Genomic DNA, 22,340 nt, shown 5'->3' on the forward strand with positions numbered 1-22,340 from the left:
TCCGTTCGATTCATATGGTTTTAGTATAGGAAAAGGAATTTCTCGGGGCCGCCTCTCGGCGGCCTTGCGAAAAACAAATCCAAGTTAGACCATTTCAAATGGTTCGATGTCTGCCCGGATGCGACACAACTGGTGTGTCCATCCTCGCAGTATCCGGTTCTCAAGGTGCACGCCTGCGCTGGTTCCCGGTTCCACCGGGCCGCGCGGCAAGGAGATATATTGCCAGACCGGAGGGGCCCCGTGGGCGGGAATCTGGCTGTACACATTTCCTACACAATACATCGCTTCCTATATAAGTCATAGAAAGGCTGGTGCAGAAATACTGCACGTATCAGATGATGACCCTTCGGTTAAGAGATATATAAAGATCGGTCACCTGTAAGTGTCTATCTACCCGCGCTTTTGCTATATAAACCAGCGCTTCAGATAAAAAGAGGGAGCGCCGCGCACAACGCGACACTCCCCTAGCGATTCAAGAGAATCTATTAGGCCTCGAGAGCCTTCTTGGCGATGGTAGCCAGCTCGTTGAAGGACTCGATGTCCTCGTAAGCCATCTGGGCCAGGACCTTGCGGTCGAGCTCGATGCCGGCAACCTTCAGGCCGTGCATGAACTGAGAGTAAGAGATGTCATTCAGGCGAGCAGCAGCGTTGATACGAGTGATCCAGAGAGAACGGATCTCGCGCTTCTTGTTGCGGCGATCACGATACTGATACTGCAGGGAGTGCTGGACCTGCTCTTTAGCATGCTTGTAAGTACGCGAAGCGGCACCGTAGTAACCCTTCGCACGGTGCATAACGGTACGGCGCTTCTTCTTGGCGGCAACAGCGCGCTTAATACGTGCCATGTTCTATCAACTCCTAGACGGTAAAACGAAAAACGGGAACGCGAACTTAGGCGAGACGCGACTTGATGACCTTGCGGTCGGCAGCGGCGATCTCGGTCTCCTGACGGAAGCCACGCTTACGCTTGGTGGACTTCTTGCTCAGGATGTGGCTCTTGAAAGCCTTGGCGCGCATAAGCTTGCCGGTACCAGTCTTGCGGAAACGCTTCTTGGTGCCGCTGTGGGACTTCATCTTAGGCATGAAATACTCCTTAATCGGTTACAGAACACTAGTTACTTGGTATCGCTTGCCGCTTTATCCTCATCGAAGGCGCCCTTAATCGGGGCGAGCAGCATAAGCATGTTACGGCCTTCCATCTTAGGCTTGGACTCGACCGTAGCGTAAGGCTTGAGATCCTCGGCGAGACGCTCGAGAACGTTAAGGCCCTGCTCCGGGTGAGCCATCTCACGGCCGCGGAACATGATGGTGATCTTAACGCGTGCGCCCTTCTTGAGGAAACGCAGAACGTGGCCCTTCTTGGTCTCGTAGTCGCCAACGTCGATCTTGGGTCGGAACTTCATTTCCTTGACCTCGACCTTGGACTGGTTCTTACGAGCAGCCTTGGCCTTCATGGCCTGCTGGTACTTGAACTTACCGTAGTCCATGACCTTGCAGACCGGCGGCTCCGCGTTGGGAGCGATCTCGACCAGGTCGAGACCCTGATCGTCGGCGACGCGCTGAGCATCGCGGATGGCGAACAGGCCGAGCTGAGAGCCATCGACGCCAATCAAACGGCACGAAGATGCAGTGATCTCGTCGTTGATGCGGGTGTCATCAGACTTAGCTATTTTCCCTACCTCCATTCATAAAAAAATAACCCGGCGCTTCTCAGCAACCAGGTCGTACACATAGACATCCTCGATTTGAGGAAGAGAATCTAATTTGTATGACCAGTCAGCTGCTCATTGGCGCCAAAAGGTGGGAACCCTCGGGTTCCTCTTTAGGGCATTGCGGGAACAACGCCTTGCGAATAATAACACGTACAGCGCGTTATCACATTACGTACACGAAAAAGGGGCTTTGACCCCCTTGAACGCTCACTTGCATGTATGGTGCCCGAGGCGAGACTCGAAGGGCCTTCGCTTCGCGAAGCCCCGGGCTTCGGGCGCGCGGCGCCCTCGCCACGCTCCGCTACAAACAGGCCACAGGCCTGTTTGCTTAACGCTTCGCGCGCTCACGCGAGTTCGGCACGAAAAAGGGGGCCGCAACCCCCCTTGAACGCTCGCTTGCATGTATGGTGCCCGAGGCGAGACTCGAACTCGCACGTTGTTGCCAACGGTGGATTTTGAGTCCACTGCGTCTGCCAATTCCGCCACTCGGGCACGCAATGCGTGAGTTAGTTTATCACAGCTTTCTACCGATTAGTCCGAAAATGGAACTTCGAGCATTTCCATGAGTTCGACCGTACGGAGCATCTCGCGCTGACGGCATCCACGACCTTCGACCGAAGCCTCACCCATCTGGTTATCGTAAGGATCCTCGCGCATGCCGTCGAAAGAGGGCTCAAACTCTGCCTGGAATCGATCGTTGGCCACCATACGCCACGGATCGAGATTGCCAAAGTAGTGACGGCGGCGCCACTCCTCCCCCATCCTGCGAGCAGAAGATCCAAATGACACGTCGGCGTTGAGCCAACCGGTCTGCGGCGTATAGAACTCTGCCCAGTCGTGCGACCCCACCGAATCGGGCGCAACATACAGGCCGCTCTGCCAACGGGCAGGCACGCCCGCGATACGGCACATGGTGATAAACGTGAGCGCCATAACGCCGCAATCGCCGCGGAGCGAATGCGCACAGTCATCGGCAATAGATCCCAAAAGCAAGTACGGCGGTTGATAGCGATAGTCGATATGCTGCGTCAGGTAATCATAGATAGCGCGGGCGCGGTCGAGCGGATCCACGAGTCCGTCAACAACACTGGCCGTCAGCTGCTGCAGATACGGCGTGAATGCAATATGCGGACGGTCCTCGGAAATATCCTCGGGCAGAGGCGCGTCCATACGCGGATGAACCGGAAGTGTGCCACCGTAGACATCACAATAAGCAGCATCGATGTGATAACGATAGGTCACCGAGAATGAGCGTTCACTCGAAGAAGACCACGAGGCGGTACGCGCCGAAGCGTTCGCGGGAGCAACAGCACCCTCCGGCGTCATGTCGAGAATCTCGACCCGAGACTGCTGACGGCAGGCAGCCGCGACGGGAAGCCAAGCGCAAACGGTCTCCCCCTCCAGAGCGCCGGGGACAGACACGGACGCTTTAAGCGTAATGACGCGAGCCAATCCGTTTTGCGACTCCATCTCCTTGAGCATCTCGTTGCGCAGTGCAATTCCGTCCGTAGGATCGGGCCGCATGCCGGGGACCTCATTGGGATATACGCGAAGCGAATCGAGGAAGTTGTCGAGAACGAACAGCTCGCCATCGATAAAGCGCCAGTCAATACGCTTACGGTCAATCAGATCGTCAAACTGCTCCTCGGTAAACCCAGGCCACTCCTCGCGGATCATCGCAATAGCTCGATCGCGCGACACCGAAAAATGAAGCGGCGTCTCAAGCATGCGATACCGCTCGGCACGAACGCAGGCAGCAAGCGAGGGATCGGGATTTTGGGCAAGTAGACGGTCGCAGGCCTCAATAGCCTGCGAAAGATACCCCGCGTCCTTTAAACGCAGAATCTCGGGTGGCAAGCCAACATCTAGAAAACGGAAGTCATCATTGCAAACATCAACAGAGCAACCAACAGGACCCTCGTCAATAACCTTCCCATCCGAAGGCAACACATTAACAACAGCCATACCAAACTCCAAGTCATTAGAACTCTTGAAGCCCATTGTAGCGAGATAAAAAGAAAGCCCCAATAAAGGAACCCTCAACACCGATAAACGGTACCTCTAAAAATGAATTCAGCCCAGTAACCCTGTAGCGAGTTAACAAAGGAGGCCCCGTTCACCCGGAGCTTTTCCCATTGCGCGACTTCTGGCAAAGCCAGGTGAGCGCAAGGGAAAAGCGTAGGGTGAACGGGGCCTCCGGCGGGAAGTTAAACCGCTACTTACGCCTTGTTGACGGAGCCAAACTCCTCCATAAGCTCTTTGGTGCGGGCAACGATGTTGTCGCGACCAGGCTTGAGGAGCTTGCGGGGGTCAAAGCCCTTGCCCTGCTGATCCTTGCCAGCCTCGATGTACTCGCGAACGCCCTTGGCGAAGACGAGCTGCAGGTCGGTGTTGACGTTGATCTTGGAGATACCCAGGGAGATGGCCTTCTTGATCTGATCCTCGGGGATGCCGGTGCCACCGTGCAGGACGAGGGGCAGGTCGCCGGTCTGAGCCTTGATCTCGCCCAGACGCTCGAAGGAAAGGCCAGCCCAGTCGGCAGGGTACACGCCGTGGATGTTGCCGATACCGCATGCGAGGAAGTCGACGCCCAGGTCAGCAATCTGCTTGCACTCAGCAGGATCAGCGAGCTCGCCGCTGGAGGTCACGCCGTCCTCGGTGCCACCGATGCCGCCGACCTCGGCCTCGATGGACATGCCCTTGGAGTGGGCAAGCTCAACGAGCTCCTTGGTGCGGTCGAGGTTAAGCTGGAAGGTCTCCTCGTGAGAGCCGTCATACATGATGGACGTAAAGCCGGCCTCGATGCACTTGAAGCAGTCCTCGTAAGAACCGTGATCGAGGTGAAGGGCGACGGGAACGGTAACGCCCGTGGCCTCGACGGCAGCCTTGACCATGTCGGCGCAGACCTTGAAACCGCCCATCCACTTAGCGGCACCAGCGGTGCACTGAAGGATCAGCGGAGACTTGGCCTCCTCGGCGGCCTGGAGAATAGCCAGGGTCCACTCGAGGTTGTTGGTGTTGAAGGCACCGAGACCGTACTTGCCGGCCTCGGCCTTCTTGAGCATGTCTGCTGCGTTGACGAGCATAAAAGAAACCTCCTGTAAGGTTGCTCCGATAACGCCTGAGATTTTACCACGACATACCCGAGCATAAACGTTCGTTTGTTCACGAATACCATCCGATTGGACAAATTTTGACCGTTTGCCCCACAGAATCGACCCACTGGGGAAAATAGCTTGACGATTGACCGGTCTTCGTGGTTCGAAAGACGGCTTCGAGCCTACATCTGCATAAACGGGTTCTGCATAAGTTCGCGCGCCATCGTGGTCGAATCGCCATGGCCCGTCAAGCAAACGGTATCGGGCGGAAGCGTCTTGGCAAGTTTGGAGAGCGAGCGCATAATCGCCGCCTCGTCACCGCCGGAAAGATCGGTACGACCGTGACTGCCCGGGAAAAGCGTGTCGCCCACAAAGGCGATGTTCCCCTGCTCGGTCGCGGCGAACAGGACGATGCCGCCCGGCGTATGCCCCGGCGTCTCGATCACCTGCAGGCAGACGTCGCCCACCTCGATTGTATCGCCCTCGGCAAGCAAACGCGTCGGCTCACCCGGATTGGGCGTCTCGATACCCCACATGGCGCGCTGCTCCTCGATATTTGCGCGAGGTACCGTCACGTCCTTAGCGCACAACTCATATAGTGCGCTGTCGCCAACGACAGCTCGAACCCCGGCAACCCCGCCAACATGGTCGGCATGACCGTGCGTGCAGACAGAGCCGAGTACGCGCACCTCGGGATGCGCGGTGCGGATATGCTCCACAAGACGCTCTCCCTCCCACGCCGGATCGACGATTAAGCACTCGTCATTCGAAATCACGGCGTAGCTGTTGGTCTGAATCGGGCCGTTGACGAGTGCCTCAATCGAAGCCGCACCTCGGGGTGTCAGGTCCAAAGTCATATCGCCCATGCGCATACCCTCCTTCTAAAATACGTTCGAGGCACCAAACGATGCCTCGAACGTAACCAATATCTATGATGCTGAGAGGCTCTCGCACCTACACACGGCGCTTGAGTTGCGCTCCGCCCTCGCCGGGCATAAGACGGCGAGCGTCGTAGACCGAATCGACACTGCTGATGGAAGCCAGCAGCGGATCCAGGCCGCTCGCATCCGATATTTCGACCATAAAGCGCAGGGTCGCAATACCCTCGCGGTTGGTCGACGTGGCGGCAGAAAGGATATTGCCGCCTGCATCGCCAATGGCAATGGTGACGTCCTTGAGCAGGCCCATGCGGTCCAGGCACTCGACCACGATCTCGACCTGGAAGAGAGTGTCGGCAGCGCCATCCCACTCTACGTCAATCATGCGCTCGGGGTGCTCCATGAGGCCCTTGACGTTAGGGCAGTTGGCGCGATGCACCGAAACGCCACGACCGCGCGTGATGAAGCCGACGATGTCGTCACCCGTCACGGGGTTGCAGCAATGAGCCAGACGGACCAGCAGGCCGCTGTTGCTCTCGCCCTTGACGATAATGCCGTTACTGGCGCTCTTGCCGCGATTTTGCGGCTTGCGGTTGGAGCCGCGAGCGGGCTGCTTGACGACCTCGGCAATGGCTTCGGTCTTGGTGAGCTGCTCCTCGGGCTTGGGGTCCAAGATTTGCTCGACCTTGTTACCCACGGCGCGCGGGGCAACCTTGCCGGCGCCGACGGCGGCAAACAGGTCCTCGAGCTGCTTGTAGTTAAACTGCTCCGCCACGGCGTTGAGCGCACGCGTGGATCGCGGCGTAGAGATGCCATACCCGCGCTTGCGCAGGTCCTTGGCCAGTATATCGCGACCGGCAGCAGCGTCATCGTCTTTGGTCGCAGCGGCGAAATAACGGCGAATTTTTGACTTGGCCGAAGGCGTCTTGACGATCTTGAGCCAATCGCGCGACGGCTTGGAACTCTTGTTGGTCAGGATCTCGACGCGGTCGCCCGTCTTGATCTCGTGCGTGAGCGGGGCCACCGCACCGTTGATCTTAGCGCCGACGCAGTGGTTGCCCACCTCGGTGTGAACGGCGTAGGCAAAGTCGAGCGGCGTGGAGCCAGCACGAAGCGCCATGACCTCGCCTTTGGGCGTGAAGACAAAGGTCTCTTGATCGAACAGATCGACCTTCAGCGAGTGCAGGTATTCCTTGGCATCGGTGATCTCGTCGGAAGCCGCCCAATCGAGCGAATGCTTGAGCCAGTTGATCTGGTCGTCCAAACGTTGAGCGTCATTGGTCTTGGAAGCAGACGATCCGCCCGATTTCTTATAAAGCCAGTGGGCGGCAATGCCGTACTCGGCCTGCTCATGCATCTCGTAGGTTCGAATCTGAATCTCGAGCGGACGAGCCGTGGGGCCGATGACCGTCGTGTGGAGCGACTGGTAGTTATTGACCTTGGGCATGGCGATATAGTCTTTAAAGCGACCGGGCATGGGGTGCCACAGCGTATGCACCGCACCGAGCGTGGAGTAGCAATCGCGCACCGAATGGGTAATTACGCGCAGCGCCACCAGGTCGTAGATCTCGGAGAACTCCTTGCCCTTGCGCTTCATCTTTTGGTAGATGGACCAATAGTGCTTGGAGCGGCCGTTGATCTGGAAGTCCTCCAGACCAATGCGGTTGAGCTCATCGGTAAGCGTCTTGATGGTCTCGGCAAGGTAGCGCTCGCGGACCTCGCGCGACTCAGCCACCATGCGCGCGATGCGCTGGTAGGCATCGGGCTCCAGGTAGAAGAAGGACAGGTCCTCGAGCTCCCACTTGATAGAGCTCATGCCCAGGCGGTCGGCCAAGGGCGCGTACACGTCCATGGTCTCGCGAGCCTTAAACAGGCGACGATCCTCGCGCAGGGCTGCCAGCGTTCGCATGTTGTGCAGACGGTCGGCAAGTTTAACGATGATGACGCGAATGTCCTTGGACATGGCGAGGAACATCTTGCGCAGCGTGAGCGCCTGCTTCTCGTCCATGCTGTCGACTTCGATGTTGGTGAGCTTGGTCACGCCATCGACGAGCTCGGCCACCGTATCGCCAAACAGGCCGGAAACATCGGCGAGCGAGGTCTCGGTGTCCTCGACGGTATCGTGCAGCAGCGCGGCGCACACCACATCGCAGTCCATCTTGAGGTCGGCCAAAATGATGGCCACCTCGACGGGATGGTTGATGTACATCTCACCCGAGCGGCGCTTTTGGTTGCAGTGCTTCTCGGCGGCAAAGCAATAGGCCTGCTCCACCTTAGAAAAGTCGTCCTCATTCATATATTTGAGGCACAGGCGCTCCAGCTTGTCGTAGCTGTCCGCCATAATCTCGGGCGGCAGCTCATCGGCATGCTTATAGTGCTCCATCTCCGAAAACGGCTGGAGGGTGGAATCATGGGCGGTACGGGCTGCGGCATCCATCGAGGTCCCCTTCCCCTAGGCCCGCGGTACGATCGGGCGGTTAACTTTGGCTAGCATATCAAAAGCGCACGAATCGAGCGCCCAGCTCCGGAAAGCCGAAAACTCCATGCGCGAGCGCAAGCCCTCCAAATAGCGAATTGACCTGCTCAATTGCACGCGGCCGGGGTTTTCGGCCATCGCGATGCGACGAGTGTCGTCAAACCCCGAAACTCGACAGAAACCAAGCTCTTCGAAGATTCCCAGGCCGCTTTCCACCGAGCGCTCGTCGACCGGCGTGCGGGCATCGATGGCAAGGCACATCTGCGCGATGTCGATATCGCTCGCGCTAAAGGAATCGTCCCCGGTTTTGCCGCGGTTGGAGCGCCACATGGTCTGCAGCGCGCGATAGAGCGTGACGAGCTCGTCGCGCTCGGGCGCATAGCAGTCGAGCAGGCGCTCGTTAATGCGGGCGTCGCGCGACGAATAGAGCAGATGGATCACGGCGGGCTGGCCATCGCGGCCGGCACGTCCGCTCATCTGGTTAAACTCAATGCCGCCAAACGGCATGTGGTAGAGCACGACATGGCGGATATCGGGCAGGTTGACACCCTCGCCAAAGGCGGAGGTCGAAACGATGCAGCTGAGGCTTCCGTCTCGGAATGCTTCCTCCACGCGGCGGCGATCGGAACGCGCAAGCCCCGCGTTATAGAACGCGATATGGGTTGCGCAATCGGGCACACGCTTGCGCAACGTCTTGGCGAGCGCCACGGACTGGTCGCGCGAATTGACGTAAATGACGGTCTTCTCCCCCGTCGCCACGATCGACACCAAACGGTTCTCGCGGCTCGCAAGGTCGCGGTCGTCCTCGAGCTGCAGGTTCTCGCGCACCGTCTCGTCGACCACCGTGCGAGTGATCGGCAACATGCGGGCAAGCTCGGCCACGACCGGAGCCGTCGCGGTGGCCGTCGCAGCCATAACGACCGGGTCGCCCAGGGCTTTGAGGATATCGGGCATGTCAAGATAGGCGCTACGGTCGCCGCCCTTGGCAAGGCCGGCGTGGTGCGCCTCATCGATAACGACAAAGCCGATGCGGCCCGAACGCGCGAAACGGTCACGGTGGATAGACAGGAACTCGGGCGTCGTGAGCACGATACCGGTGCGGCCCGAAGCTAGACCGGCGAACACGTCATCGCGTGCCGCCTCCACGGTCTCGCCGGTCAACACGCCGACGCCAATGCCGAGCGCGGCCATCGTCGACGAAAGGTGATAGGCCTGGTCGGCAACGAGCGCGCGCAGCGGATAGACAAAGATGCTCGCACGCCCGCGAAGAACCGCCTCGCGCGCGGCATGCACATGGAAGATGAGCGACTTGCCGCGCCCCGTTCCCATAACGGCCAGAACACTTTGGTGATCGGCCAGGGCATCGAGCGCCTCGACCTGCGCGCGGTGCGGCTGGTCCGAGCCTATAAAGCTATGGATAAGCGAGCGCGTCAGCTCGGTATAAGAAAGCTGGGCGAGTGTCTCGCGCTTACGCGACTCCAGGCGCAGGCCGGAATCCGCCGGCTGCACGCCACGACGAAGCTCGCATGCCGGATCGTCGACGCTGGGCAGCGTGGTATCGCGGACCAGAACATCCTTGATCATGAGCTTGGGCTTCACACGCCCCTGCCAATGCTCGGCAACGGCCTCGAACACCAAGTCGACAGCGCTATCGCAGTTGATGAGCTTATCGATTTGCGGCACGCGGAACATAATGGCCGGCACACTCGCGGCGCCATCGGTCGCCGCAAAGCGCATGTGCTCGCCGGTTTTGCCCACCACGGCGCGATCGCACATCGTCACGCCCTCGGCGGCCAGCAGCGGCACCTTGTTGCCCTGGCCAAACGGCTCAAGACGGGAAATCTGCTCTATAGTCTCGATATTCAGCTCGGAAAGGTCGACCGTGGCGGCAACCTCGTCGATGTCTTCAAAGTCCTCGGCGGGAATCTCCGATAGCACGGCGGAAAGGCGACGACGGAATTCATCGAGCTTGGATGCCTCGATGGTCACACCCACCGCACCGGCATGTCCGCCGCGACGAATCAGCAGGTCGGAACAGCGCTCGACGGCGTCAAACAGGTTAACTTTGCCCACCGAGCGACCAGAGCCGCGCGCGATACCGTCCTCGATCGAGAACAGCAGCGCCGGCACGTGATAGCGGTTGGTCAGACGGCTTGCCACGATGCCCTTGACACCCTCGTGCCAGCCCTCGCCGCCCACGACGATCGCGCGTCCGCCGTCATAGGTCTCCTCGACCTTTGCCATGGCATCGCGCGTGAGCTCCGCCTCGATCTCACGGCGCTGGCGGTTGATTTCCTCGAGCTCAGCCGCCAGCGCGCTTGCTTCGATGGGATTGCGGGCAAGCAGCAGGTCGAGCGCCAGCTTGGGATCGGCCATGCGACCGGCGGCGTTTAAGCGGGGAATGAGCGAGAATGACAGGCCATCCGCCGTAATGCTCGAAAGGTCCGCCTTGGCAAGCGCGGCAAGCGCGATATAGCCGGGGCGAGCGGTTACGCGCATCTGCTGGATGCCCTCGGCAACCAGCGCGCGGTTCTCGGGCGTGAGCGGCATCATGTCGGACACGGTGCCCAGCGCCGCGACCTCGATTAGCGAACGCCAATACGACGGCTTGCCCAGGCGCTCACCCAGGACTTGCACCAGCTTGAGCGCCACACCAGCACCGGCAAGCTCGCGCGAGGGGCCCTCGTCCTCGAGCTTGGGGTCGGTCAGGGGCACACCCTGCGGCACCTGGTCGGAGGGCTCGTGATGGTCCGTGACCACCAAATCGATCCCCAGGCTCTCCAGATAGGAAACCTCTTCCTTGGCGGCAATGCCGTTATCGACGGTCACGATCAGCTGGGGGCGAGCGAGCTCGTTAACGCGGTCGAGCGCCGCGCGCGAAAGACCGTAGCCCTCGTCAAAGCGATGCGGAATAAACGGCGTGACATCGGCGCCAAACGTGCGCAGAGCCTCGGTCAACAGGCAAGTCGACGTTATGCCGTCGACGTCAAAATCGCCAAAGACGGCGATGCGCTCGTGGCTGCGAATAGCGCGCTCAACGCGGTCGGCGACGACCGCCATGCCCGGAATAACGAGCGGGTCCGCCCAGTCGCGATCGAGCGAAGGCGTCAAAAACAGTTGGCCTTCCTCAATGGATGCAATGCCGTGCGCGACCATAATGCGCGCCACCAGCCCGGGAATGCCCAGACCAGCCGAAAGCTCCTTTTCGAGCTCGGGGTTTTGCTGAGCGACCGCCCAGCGATGCGTCGTCTTAAGCGATGACATAGGCACCCACCCCTGATAGGGGCAGGTCGCCGCGATACCTCTCACGGTTCATAGCGATGAGTCCTCTGTGTATGCCCGCTTCGGCAGGCAGATCTGTTGAACGGATTTATTATACCGTGCAGCGCGGACGCAAAACGCCGCGGTGCGCCGCGGTTTCGGCAAACGATGGCGGTAATGGCCTCGAAATAATCGAGCGTTTCAACCGCACGGACGCATACGAACGTCTAGCATATCCATACAAACGAGTTCGCGGATAAAGGGAGTCACGGGACATATGAAGCAATGGGCTGGACTGGGAAAGTTCCTCGCGGGGCATATGCAGATCATCGTTCCGATTTGCGTGGCGCTCGGCGTGCTCTTTCCCCAGCAGATCGGCGTGCTCAAGCCCATTGTTCCCGCCCTCTTCGCCTTTATGACGTTTCAGGGCGCGCTCAGCAACACCTTTCACCAGGTAGCCGAGGTGTTCCACCGTCCGCTGCACCTGATTCTGGCGCTGCTGGTCTCGGCAGTGCTTATTCCCATCGCGGCGTATGCCATAGGGTCACTCTTCTTTGGCTCCAACCCCAACCTTGTCTGCGGCATCGTGCTCGAGTACAGCGTGCCCGTGGCCGTCACCGCTTTTATGTGGATCAGCATGTTCGGCGGCAACGGCCCGCTCGCGCTCACCATCATCCTGACGTCCTCGGTTATCTCCCCTGTGACGATTCCGCTCACGCTTAAGCTCTTGCTGGGTGCCACCGTCTCGATCGATGTGCCGAGCATGATGCAGGACATGGCCTTTATGATCGCCATCCCCGCCGTGCTCGGCATCATGATCAACGAGCTCACGCGTGGATGGGGACACGAGAAGCTCTCCCCCGCGCTCTCGCCCGCCTGCAAATTCATGATGATGGGCGTTATCGCCTCCAACTCCACCGCCATGAGCGAGTACGTGCTGCACATGAACGCGGTGCGCCTGGAAGTCGCCCTCTTTATTTTGACCTTCGCCATCAGCGGCTTTGTCGTCGGTTTTCTGGTCGCCCGTGCGCTGCATCTGCCATATAGCGAGACGGCTACCATGTGCTTTACCTGCGGCATGCGCAATATCTCTTCGGGCGCCGTCATCGCCACGCAGTATTTTCCCGGCGAGGTCGTGTTCCCCGTCATGTGTGGCACGCTGTTTCAGCAGGTGCTCGCCTCGCTTATCGGGCATCTCTTTGAGCGTCTGACCGGCGAGGAGCGCGCCGCCCAGCGCAAGCGGGTCGAGGCCGGCCGCGACGCCATGGGACGCTAGACTGTCCGCATTACGCGGGTGTTAGTCTTACTATACGAGCGTTTCCAGATGCGCACGCAGGCGCTCAGCATCGACATCGAGCGTGGTCTCAGCATTGACCTGAGCCAGCCGATACCCGACAAAGTAGGGCGAAACCACCCAACGCGGCAGCGCCTTGGCAATGGTCCGGCCGCCCAGGCGATAGAAGAACAGGTTGTACGACTCTGCGCGACCACCGTGGTGCTCGTTCAGGATATAGCGCAGAGCTACCTGGATCGCATCGGCGAAGAGATCCGCCTCGGCTTGGTCTCTCGTGTCATCGCTGGCGGCGATTCCCTGCGGAGCTGAAACGTTGATCTCAAAGAACCCCATGATCGGTTCGGTTGAGATATTGACCGAGATTCTCCCCTGTTGCCAGACATTGATACCTTCGAAATTGGCGGAAGTCAGCGAAGCATAGCCGTCTTCCTGCTCCAAACCCACAATCTGCATGTGCGGATGAACGAGACTACCGCCCGAGAGCGGACCCTTGTTCTTGTACATGAGAACGCTGCGATACTGTCGGGAGTCAATCATCCGCTGCCAGCAATCCAGAGCAAACCGCATAACATGATGCAGCTCGTCCGGCGCATAGGTCACCAGGTCGGCGTCGTGGTCGGACGACTCAATCAATACGGTCTGGCGAGTGGCCCGCAAGGTCTTAAACTTATTCTCGAGCCAGATGCAGTCACCGTCGCGCCGGATGATATTGGCGAGTTCCTCGGTATCGCAAAAGGGGCACGCGGTGCCGGGACGACGGTTGTCGTCGGGCTTACCGTTCGCCTGCCGAACGTCAAATACCAGCGCCACGGGTTATACCTCCAGCGGCACAATCTTGGTGCCATGGAGCTCGGAGACGCCCAGTGCCGCCGCCACGGTATCGCGGTTGACCGTGGAAATGCCGCCGCCGGGAAGGATGGTCAAGCGGTCGCCCGCATACTCGATCAAGCGGGCCAGGTTTTCGAAGTTGTCCTCGATCGGCGTTCCAGCAGCGCCACCATGCGTCAGGATGCGCGTAATGCCGCAGTCGGCGAGTGTGTCAATGGCATCGAGCTGAGCCTCGAGCGAGAGCTGGTCAAACGCCATGTGGAAGGTGATGTCGATGGGCTCACGCTTGCATTCCTCGGTCGCGCAGCCCGCGGCCATCACGAGAGCGCCCAACGTAAGCTCGTCGAGTGCCCATCCGCCAGCGCGGGGCTTGCAGCAGCCAAAGACTAAGCCGTCAACGCCGGCGCTCACGGCAAGGCCCAGGTCCATCTCCATCATACGCAACTCGTCCTGGTTGTAGTGAAAGTCGCCGCCACGCGGGCGAATCATGCACATCACTCGCACGTCATGCTCGTGAGCATAGCTGACTGTAGCGCTGATAACGCCGGCAGAAGGCGTGGTGCCACCAACGGCAAGGTTGTCGCACAGCTCGATACGCCTTGCACCGGCATCGATAGCCGCCGGCACCCGCTCAAAGTTCTCGGCACAAAACTCGTACAGCATAGATAGACCCCCAAAGACAGCAGATGTTTTCCGACGGGCATTGTCACACATCCCCATGAAGTTGCGGTGGAATAGGGACTCTTTTGGCCTCTGGAGCCCGTATTCAGTCCCTATTTCACCGCAACTAAAAAAGGGGCGCTGACTGAGATAGTCAGCGCCCCTTTTGTTAGGTGGGTTAGCCTCCGAGGTAGGCTTTGCGGACGTTATCGTCGTGCAGGAGCTCCTGTCCGGTACCGGTCATGGTGATCTTGCCGGTCTCGAGCACGTAGCCGCGCGTAGCGATCGAAAGTGCCATCTGTGCGTTTTGCTCGACCAGAAGCACCGTGGTGCCGGCCTTGTGCAGGTCCTCGACAATCTGGAAGATCTGTTCGATCAGAATCGGTGCCAGACCCATGGAAGGTTCGTCGAGCATAAGCAGTTTGGGGTTACTCATAAGGGCGCGCCCCATAACGAGCATCTGCTGCTCGCCACCTGAAAGGGTGCCGGCGACCTGGCGACGACGTTCCTTTAGGCGCGGGAACTGCTCGTAGACGCGCTCCAGGCCCGGAGCCACCGTGGACTTGGGCTGCGTATAGGCACCCATCTCCAGGTTCTCCTCAACCGTCATCTGCAAAAAGGCGCGACGACCCTCGGGAACCTGAGCCAAGCCCTTACCAACCAGCTTATCAGCGGGCGTATGGGTAATGTCCTCGCCCATAAACTTGATGGAACCGGTCTTGGAGCGCAACAGGCCCGAGACGGTCTTAAGCGTCGTGGACTTGCCGGCACCGTTTGCGCCGATCAGGGCCACGATCTCGCCCTCGTTAACGTTAAAGGAGATGTCCTTGATGGCGTGGATGGCGCCGTACCAGACATTGATGTTGTAGACGGAAAGCATCGGCTCTGCCATTTAGTTCTCCCCCTTATCCTGCTTACCCAGATACGCCTCGATAACGGCGTCGTTGTTCTGGATTTCCTCTGCCGTGCCCTTGGCGATAACCTTGCCAAAGTTAAGCACGCAGATGCCTTCGCAGATGTTCATGACGAGCGACATATCATGCTCGATAAGCATGATGGCGATGCCGAAGGTGTCGCGAATCTTGACGATGTTCGCCATGAGCTCTGCGGTCTCGGACGGGTTCATGCCGGCGGCAGGCTCGTCGAGCAGCAGCAGCTTGGGGTTGGTGGCAAGCGCGCGGACGATTTCCAGACGACGCTGAGCGCCGTAAGGAAGCGAGCCGGCCTGTTCATTTGCCAGGTGCTCCATGTCAAAAATGGACAGCAGCTCCATGGCGCGCTCGTGGGCGGCCTTCTCGTGCTTCCAATACGTCGGCAGGCGCAGCACGCCCTCAAAACCGGAGTAGCGCTCCTGATTGTGCAGGCCGACCTTAACGTTGTCCTCCACCGTCATGGTATTGAACAGGCGGATGTTCTGGAACGTACGGGCAATACCCATGCGGTTGACCTGGTAGACCGACTTGCCCGAAGTGTCCTCACCGTCGAGCAGGATGGTGCCGTGCGTAGGCTGGTACACCTTGGTGAGCAGGTTGAAGACCGTGGTCTTGCCGGCGCCGTTGGGGCCGATGAGACCGGCGATCTCAGTCTTGCCGATGGTCAGGCTAAAGTCATCGACTGCCTTAAGGCCGCCGAATTCAATGCCCAGGTGGATGCACTCGAGCGCCGGGCGCTGGCCCAAGTCGCGGTCGGGAACGATGGCGCCAGAAGGATACGGGACCATCTTGCCCTTGTTGAACTCAAACTTACTGGGCATCGGCTGCCACCTCCTTCTTGGAAGCAAAGCGGTCCTTAATGCGTGCGAAGAACGCCTTGAGCTGTGGGTTGTTAGTAAAGACCATGACCAGAATCAACACGATGGCGTAGATGAGCATGCGGTAGTCCGAGAACTGACGGAGCAGCTCGGGGAGCACCGTGAGCAGCGCCGCGGCGATAACGGAGCCGCGCATGTTGCCCAGGCCGCCCAGGACCACGAACACCAGAATGAGGATGGACGTATTGAAGTCGAATTTAGTGGCGGAAAGCTGCGAGAAGTTACCGCCGAACAGGGCTCCGGCAGCACCGGCGAGGGCAGCGGAAACCACGAAGGCGATCATGCGGTACTGGGTGACGGAGATGCCCACAGACTCGGCAGCGATCTTGTTGTCGCGCACGGCAATAATGGCACGACCGGTACGGCTGCGAACCAGGTTGAGCACAATCACGAGCGCGACCATAACCAGGATTGCGCCGGCAAGGAAGGTCGAATAGGTCGACACGCCCGATGCGCCCTGCGCGCCCTTGATGATGGCGGTGCCGTCCTCGAGCAGGTGCAGGTCGTCGATCGTAGAGTTACCCGTGATGTTAAAGATCACATGCAGGCCGCGGGAATCGACGCCCACAATGAGGCAGGTGACGACCTCTTTGATGATCTCGCCAAAAGCCAGGGTCACAATGGCCAGATAGTCGCCGCTCAGGCGCAGGACCGGGATACCGATCAAGAAGCCCAAGATGGCAGCAGCGATAGCGCCGACCACAATGCTGATGATCAGACGCATGGGATCGGACGGAACGGTGCTCTCCAGCGCGACGGCAGTGACGATGCCCGTATAGGCACCGACGCTCATAAAGCCCGCGTGGCCCAGCGACAAGTCGCCCGCGATGCCGACGACGAGGTTAAGGGAGATGGCCATGACGATATAGGCCGTGATGGGAACCAGCTGACCGGCGATCATGCGCGGGATCATGTGGTTGGACTGCATAAAGAACACGATGGCGAACGCCATAACGCACATGGCGTACGTGACAAAGTCGTGACGCGTCTGCTTGTCTTTAAGAAACTTCATAACGCTCACCTACACCTTCTCGGGGACGTACTTGCCCAAGAGGCCGGCAGGCTTGACGAGCAGAACGATGATCAAAACACCAAAGACGATGGAGTTGGCAAGGCTCGTGGAAATGTAAGCCTGCGCCATCGCCTCGATGATGCCGATGAGAATGCCGCCGACAAAGGCACCGGGGATGGAGCCGATGCCGCCGAAAACGGCAGCGTCGAAGGCCTTGATGCCAGGCATGGCGCCCGTGGTGGGCTGCAGGACCGGCGAGTAGGAGCACAGGAGCACGCCGGCGATGGCAGCGAGGGCGGAGCCGATGGCGAACGTCATCGAGATGGTGCGGTTGACGTTGATGCCCATGAGCTGAGCGGCGGCCTTGTCCTCGGACACGGCGCGCATGGCCTTGCCCATCTTGGTCTTACCTGTAAAGAACATCAGGCCGGCCATGATAACCAGGCAGGCGACGATGGTGACGAGCGAGACGGCGCTTACGTTAAACTTGGCCAAGAACTCCGGCACCGGGAAGGTGACGAGCGAAGTAAAGTTCTTGGGCGTGGCGCCCCACAGAAGCTGCGCGGCGTTCTGCAGGAAGTAAGACACGCCGATGGCCGTGATCAGAACGGCCAGCGGGCCTGCTTGGCGCAGCGGCTTATAGGCCAGACCCTCAATGAGAACACCGAGAACCGTGCAGACCACACAAGAGAGAACTACAGATGCCCAGCCCGGGAGGCCGAGATACGACGTGGCGCAGAACGAGACATAGGCACCGACCATGATGACATCGCCGTGAGCGAAGTTGAGCATCTTGGCGATACCGTAGACCATGGTGTAGCCCAACGCGATGATGGCGTAGACGCTGCCCATGGACAGGCCGTTGACCAGGTATTGGATAAAAACCGTCATGTTCCACATCCCCCTTTCGAATAGGTTTCCAGTTAATGTATGAAACAGGGACGTTACACTGTCCCTAGATACCAAGCAAGCAGGGAAGGCCAAAACCTCCCCTGCTTGGGATCAAAACCGCTCTATGTAAGGCGGCCAATTAAGCCTGTACGTACTTGCCGTCGGTGATGACGTACGCCGTCGGGTCCTTCTGGACCTGGCCCTTGTCGTTCCAGGAGAGCTTGCCAGTCAGGCCGTCAACAGTAATGTTGCGCATAGCCTCGGGAAGCTTCTCGGCAACCTCGGTGGGGTCGGCGTCGACACCCAGGCCGGCCTCCTTGAGAGCCTCGACCACAGCATGCACGCCGTCGTAGGCGTCGGCGGCAAACTGGTCGGGAGTATCGCCGTACTTATCTTTGTAAGCGTTGACGAAGTCGGCGTTCTTCTCGTCGTCGGCGGAGAACGGGGTCATGAGCAGCAGACCCTCGGCAAGAGAGGTATCGAAGCCCTCAACGCCCAGGATACCGTCCATGCCGTCGCAGCCCATCATCTTGACGTCGTAGCCCATGTCCTTGGCGTTCTTGAGCAGGACGGACGCCGGTGTGTAGTAGATCGGCGCAAAGATCATGGTGGCGCCGGCCTGCTTGGCCTTGGTCAGCTGGTTGGTAAAGCTCGTGGCGGAGTCGTCCTTAAAGGTCTCCTCGTCAACAATCTCGAGCTTGGACTCAGCGGCCTGGGCCTTAAAGGAATCTGCGATGCCCGAAGAATAGGCGTCGCCGGAGTTATAGAACAGCACGAACTTCTCGTCCGCATACTTCTGCGCCAGGAACTTGGCAGCGTTGACACCCTGGTTGGGGTCGGTGAAGCAAACCTGGAAGACGCAATCCTTGCCCTTGGTAACGTCCTCGGAGGACGCGGACGGGGTAATCATGAACGTCTCGGGGTCGTTACCGCACTCTGCGGCAACGGCGACCGACGCACCCGTGGTGGTCGGACCGACAAGGGCCTGCATGCCCCAGTCGAGCAGGGTGTTGAAGGCGTTGACGGCCTTCTCGCCGTCAGCCTGGTCGTCCTCGGCCTTGCTGACAAGCGGCAGCTCCTTAGTCGAGAAATCCTTGCAGCCAAGCTCGACAGCCTGTGTAACGGACTTACCGTAGGACGCGTTGGCGCCGGTCAGCGGGCCGATGGTGCCGATCTTAAACGAAGCGTCGCTCGAAGCGGAACCGCTGTCGCCGCCGTTGGAGGAGCAGCCAGCTAGAATGGACATCGCCCCCAGACCTGCTGCGCTCGCGATAACGCTCCTGCGATTCATAACAGGGTTCAATGACTTACCGGTGAGGCTCGACATGCGGCTCTCCTCTCAAATCTCGTCGGGTTTCGGTTACCCGACAGGCCATCCTTCGCCGTGTTCGGCGTTCGCAAAATAGTAGACGCTTTAGTTAGGAAAAGTGGCGGTTATTTCGACTTTTCTTTTGATTTGTTCATTTATCCATATTTCTGCGTATTTCTGTCTGTTTATGCAGTTTAGCCACTTTATTATGTAAAAGCAATGTTTCCATTCTGTTACAAGCGTCCTTGCCCTGATTAAAACAGCCTCACCGGTTGCGTTTTGTGCGCACCTAGGCGGCGACGGCGGCACCAGTCGCGACGAGGCCGACGAGTGCCTGCATGCCCCAGTCGCACAGGGCAAACCTTATGGCGCAAACGTTGACAGTTTGTTACGGAGTTCCGTTTGTAGCGAGCATGTTTCCAATGTTTCCGCAGCGTTTCGGGGGTGCCGTTTTGTGCGACTCCTGTTGCCTGGCGAGCACGCGCCCTCGGTTCACGCTAGAATGCACTCAACCTTTAAGCGGTTAATCCATCCATGAGATGCACGAAGGAGCTATCTATGAGCGAACCCCTGCGCACCGTGAACGTCGGTCTGATCGGTCTGGGAACCGTCGGCGGCGGCGTGGCCCGTCTGATCAAGAGCCACCACGATGAGTACCTGGCAGCCTACGGCATCGACCTTAAGCTGACCCGCGCCTGCGCGCTTGCCTGGGAGCAGGCCGAGGCGGCAGGCATTGAGCGCGAGGCCTTTACGAGTGACTGGCATGACGTCGTCACCGACCCCGCCGTCGACATCGTCGTCGAGCTGATCGGCGGCGAGCATCCCGCAACCGAGATCTTTACCACTGCCTTTGAGCACGGCAAGCACGTCGTCTCTGCCAACAAGGCCCTGCTGGGCCGTCACGTCGAGACGCTTGCCGAGAAGGCGCGCGCGTGCGGCGTGCAGATTAAGTGCGAGGCCAGCTGCGGCGGCGGCATCCCCATCGTGAGCACGCTTGAGCACGACCTGGTGGGCAACAAGATCCTGACCATCGCCGGCATCCTCAACGGTACCACCAACTACATCCTGTCGCGCATGGACGCCGAGGGCGCCGATTACGCCGACGTGCTTGCCGACGCACAGGCTAAGGGCTATGCCGAGGCCGACCCGTCCGCCGACGTCGACGGCTTCGATGCCGCCAGCAAGACGGCCATCCTCGCCTCCATCGGCTTTGGCACCCGCGTTACCACCGACGATGTGTACCAACAGGGTATCCGTACCATCGGCGCCGAGGACATCGCCCAGGCCCGCGAGCTCGGCTACACCATTAAGCTGCTCGGCATCGCCCGCAACACCGCCGCCGGCGTCGACGTCCGCGTGCACCCCACGTTGATCCCCGCCGACCACATGCTTGCCAAAGTCAACGGCGCCATGAACGCCGTCTACGTGGTAGGCGACGCCGTGGGCGAGACCATGTTCTACGGTGCCGGCGCAGGCTCCTTCCCCACCGCGAGCGCCGTCGTGGGCGATATCCTGTCGCTCTCCGAGCAGATCAGCCGCGGCGTGGCCCCACTGCCCGAGATTGAGCCCTATGGTCACAACCTCGCCTTTAAGCCCATGGACGAGCTCCAGACCAAGTACTATGTGCGCCTGAAGGTCGCCGACCGCGTGGGCGCCCTGTCCGAGACGGTCGACATCTTTGCCAAGCACAACATCTCGATCTCGCTCATCAACCAGGTCGAGGACGGCAAGTCGGGCGTCAGCGATGCCTGCTCGGTCATCTTCCTGACGCACCGCGCGCTCGAGAAGGACGTCCAGGCTGCCGCGGCCGAGCTTGCCAGCGTCGACTGCGTAGCCGAGGTCGCCAACGTCCTGCGTATCGAGGACGTCGAGGCCTGGACCGAAGGCGTCATGGCCAATTAACTCATCAATCGCCTAGCAATACGCGCTTTGAGGGCTCCCGTCCGATGTGGGACGGGAGCCCTTTTGTCTCCTGCCCTAAGCACAACGGCAGAGCACATTTGCGCGAGCCGCTCATCGGTAACGCGGGCTACCGTTCACCGATATGCAAACGCGGCCGATTCCGGCTACCGCTACGCTGTGCTGCGTACGTCCACCCCCGAAGAATGGAGGCACCATGTTGCTCGAGGGCAAGAAAGCAATCGTCACCGGAGGCACGCGCGGTATCGGCTATGCCATCGCCTGCCGTTTTATCGAGGAGGGTGCCGCCGTCACCGTCTTTGGCTCGCGCCAGGAGACTGCCGATGCAGCCGTTGAGAAGCTGACAGCCGTCTATCCCGACGCCAAGGTCTGGGGCCGTTCCTGCGACCTCACCTCGCTCGAGGCCGTGACCGAGGCCTTTACCCAGGCTGCAGCCGACATGGGCGGTCTCGATACGGTCGTCAACAACGCCGGCATCTCCCAGCGCTCGCCCCTTTTGGACTATACAGCCGAGGAGTTCGCCAAAGTTATGGACATCAACGTCGTCGCCGTCTTTAACGGCCACCAGGCTGCTGCCAAGATCATGACCGAGGCCGGCCACGGCGGCACCATCACTACCACAAGCTCGATGGTCGCCAAGTACGGCCAGCCTTCCGGCGTCGGTTACCCCACGTCCAAGTTTGCCGTCAACGGCATGGTCCAGTCGCTCTCGCGCGAGCTCGCCCCCATGGGCATCCGCGTCAACGCCGTTGCCCCTGGCGTGACTAAGACCGACATGGTCGCTAACCTGCCCGAAGAGGTCATCAAGCCCATCATCGCCACTATTCCGCTCGGCCGCATGGGCGAGCCCGAGGACATCGCCAACGCCTTCGTTTTCCTAGCGAGCGAAATGTCATCCTATGTCACGGGCGCCGTGCTCCCCGTCGACGGAGCCGCCCGCTCCTAAAGGTCGCAAGCCACGATTTCGGACCTCAACGGAGCTCAACGCAAAAGGCGCGCCGTCTGCATCAACTGCAGGCAGCGCGCCTTGTTCTGTTTGTAAGGGAAACTGCGTCCCGTTTCGCCGATTCTGGGACACCGTTTCCGCAACGGGTCGGGACTGCGGAAACTACATCCCAATCTGGTTATCCATTCCGGGGCACAGTTTCCCGAAGGGCGGTTGAGTCATGCCATCCTAATCAAAACGAGACC

Annotated in this window: 18 protein-coding genes and 1 tRNA gene; 3 read left to right on the plus strand and 16 right to left on the minus strand. The window is 59.7% G+C overall.

From position 1 onward, the window contains the following. Positions 1 to 485: 485 nt before the first annotated feature. The 9 genes from rplT to recJ form a co-directional block, all read right to left on the minus strand. Complete coding sequence (gene rplT, locus AAAX34_RS08255; protein WP_006234421.1) at positions 486 to 845, minus strand: 50S ribosomal protein L20; 360 nt, start codon at positions 843 to 845, stop codon at positions 486 to 488. A gap of 46 nt (positions 846 to 891) precedes the next feature. Next, on the minus strand, positions 892 to 1,083 hold the full coding sequence (gene rpmI, locus AAAX34_RS08260; protein WP_006234422.1) for a 50S ribosomal protein L35: 192 nt from the start codon (positions 1,081 to 1,083) through the stop codon (positions 892 to 894). Positions 1,084 to 1,115: 32 nt separating this feature from the next. Continuing rightward, positions 1,116 to 1,685, minus strand: coding sequence for a translation initiation factor IF-3 (infC, locus tag AAAX34_RS08265; protein WP_006234423.1), 570 nt, complete (start codon positions 1,683 to 1,685; stop codon positions 1,116 to 1,118). A 432-nt stretch (positions 1,686 to 2,117) separates the two neighbouring features. Continuing rightward, positions 2,118 to 2,204 (minus strand) — tRNA-Leu (locus AAAX34_RS08270). 39 nt (positions 2,205 to 2,243) lie between these two features. After that, entirely contained in the window at positions 2,244 to 3,677 is a 1,434-nt protein-coding gene (locus tag AAAX34_RS08275) for a transglutaminase-like domain-containing protein (RefSeq protein WP_349110821.1), read from the minus strand. A 254-nt stretch (positions 3,678 to 3,931) separates the two neighbouring features. Next, a complete protein-coding gene (gene fba / locus AAAX34_RS08280) occupies positions 3,932 to 4,798 on the minus strand; it encodes a class II fructose-1,6-bisphosphate aldolase (protein ID WP_035137086.1) in 867 nt (288 codons plus the stop codon). Between the two features lie 194 nt (positions 4,799 to 4,992). Next, the gene (locus AAAX34_RS08285) at positions 4,993 to 5,676 is read right to left on the minus strand and encodes an MBL fold metallo-hydrolase (protein WP_349110822.1); all 684 of its coding nucleotides are present in this window, start codon (positions 5,674 to 5,676) and stop codon (positions 4,993 to 4,995) included. Positions 5,677 to 5,764: 88 nt separating this feature from the next. Next, the gene (locus tag AAAX34_RS08290) at positions 5,765 to 8,125 is read right to left on the minus strand and encodes a bifunctional (p)ppGpp synthetase/guanosine-3',5'-bis(diphosphate) 3'-pyrophosphohydrolase (RefSeq protein ID WP_349110824.1); all 2,361 of its coding nucleotides are present in this window, start codon (positions 8,123 to 8,125) and stop codon (positions 5,765 to 5,767) included. A gap of 15 nt (positions 8,126 to 8,140) precedes the next feature. Further along, positions 8,141 to 11,428 carry a single-stranded-DNA-specific exonuclease RecJ gene (gene recJ / locus AAAX34_RS08295; RefSeq protein ID WP_349110825.1) on the minus strand — a complete coding sequence of 1,096 codons (3,288 nt, stop codon included), beginning with the start codon at positions 11,426 to 11,428 and terminating at the stop codon, positions 8,141 to 8,143. A gap of 274 nt (positions 11,429 to 11,702) precedes the next feature. Between recJ and AAAX34_RS08300 the strand changes: the two genes are divergently transcribed. Continuing rightward, a complete protein-coding gene (locus AAAX34_RS08300) occupies positions 11,703 to 12,701 on the plus strand; it encodes a bile acid:sodium symporter family protein (protein WP_349110827.1) in 999 nt (332 codons plus the stop codon). A 30-nt stretch (positions 12,702 to 12,731) separates the two neighbouring features. Here the strand turns inward: AAAX34_RS08300 and AAAX34_RS08305 are convergent, their stop codons facing one another. The 7 genes from AAAX34_RS08305 to AAAX34_RS08335 form a co-directional block, all read right to left on the minus strand. After that, positions 12,732 to 13,529, minus strand: coding sequence for a DUF4931 domain-containing protein (locus tag AAAX34_RS08305; protein ID WP_349110829.1), 798 nt, complete (start codon positions 13,527 to 13,529; stop codon positions 12,732 to 12,734). 3 nt (positions 13,530 to 13,532) lie between these two features. Further along, positions 13,533 to 14,210, minus strand: a complete 678-nt coding sequence (locus tag AAAX34_RS08310; RefSeq protein WP_349110831.1) for a copper homeostasis protein CutC — start codon at positions 14,208 to 14,210, stop codon at positions 13,533 to 13,535. 175 nt (positions 14,211 to 14,385) lie between these two features. Beyond that, positions 14,386 to 15,087 (minus strand): ABC transporter ATP-binding protein, encoded by a 702-nt coding sequence (locus AAAX34_RS08315; RefSeq protein WP_035137222.1) that lies wholly within the window; start codon positions 15,085 to 15,087, stop codon positions 14,386 to 14,388. Positions 15,088 to 15,099: 12 nt separating this feature from the next. Further along, positions 15,100 to 15,960: an ABC transporter ATP-binding protein gene (locus AAAX34_RS08320; protein ID WP_006234439.1), complete on the minus strand. Its 861-nt coding sequence runs from the start codon at positions 15,958 to 15,960 to the stop codon at positions 15,100 to 15,102. Then, complete coding sequence (locus tag AAAX34_RS08325; RefSeq protein ID WP_349110833.1) at positions 15,950 to 17,029, minus strand: branched-chain amino acid ABC transporter permease; 1,080 nt, start codon at positions 17,027 to 17,029, stop codon at positions 15,950 to 15,952. The genes AAAX34_RS08320 and AAAX34_RS08325 overlap by 11 nt, the downstream gene beginning before the upstream one ends. Positions 17,030 to 17,038: 9 nt before the next feature. Beyond that, entirely contained in the window at positions 17,039 to 17,920 is an 882-nt protein-coding gene (locus AAAX34_RS08330; RefSeq protein WP_040358647.1) for a branched-chain amino acid ABC transporter permease, read from the minus strand. A gap of 139 nt (positions 17,921 to 18,059) precedes the next feature. Beyond that, positions 18,060 to 19,247 (minus strand): ABC transporter substrate-binding protein, encoded by a 1,188-nt coding sequence (locus tag AAAX34_RS08335; RefSeq protein WP_349110834.1) that lies wholly within the window; start codon positions 19,245 to 19,247, stop codon positions 18,060 to 18,062. Positions 19,248 to 19,787: 540 nt separating this feature from the next. Between AAAX34_RS08335 and AAAX34_RS08340 the strand changes: the two genes are divergently transcribed. Continuing rightward, positions 19,788 to 21,131 carry a homoserine dehydrogenase gene (locus tag AAAX34_RS08340; RefSeq protein ID WP_349110836.1) on the plus strand — a complete coding sequence of 448 codons (1,344 nt, stop codon included), beginning with the start codon at positions 19,788 to 19,790 and terminating at the stop codon, positions 21,129 to 21,131. 214 nt (positions 21,132 to 21,345) lie between these two features. Beyond that, positions 21,346 to 22,095 (plus strand): SDR family NAD(P)-dependent oxidoreductase, encoded by a 750-nt coding sequence (locus AAAX34_RS08345; protein WP_349110838.1) that lies wholly within the window; start codon positions 21,346 to 21,348, stop codon positions 22,093 to 22,095. Positions 22,096 to 22,340: the final 245 nt, after the last annotated feature.

It is taken from the genome of Collinsella sp. CLA-ER-H4 (assembly GCF_040092395.1).
Lineage (GTDB): Bacteria > Actinomycetota > Coriobacteriia > Coriobacteriales > Coriobacteriaceae > Collinsella.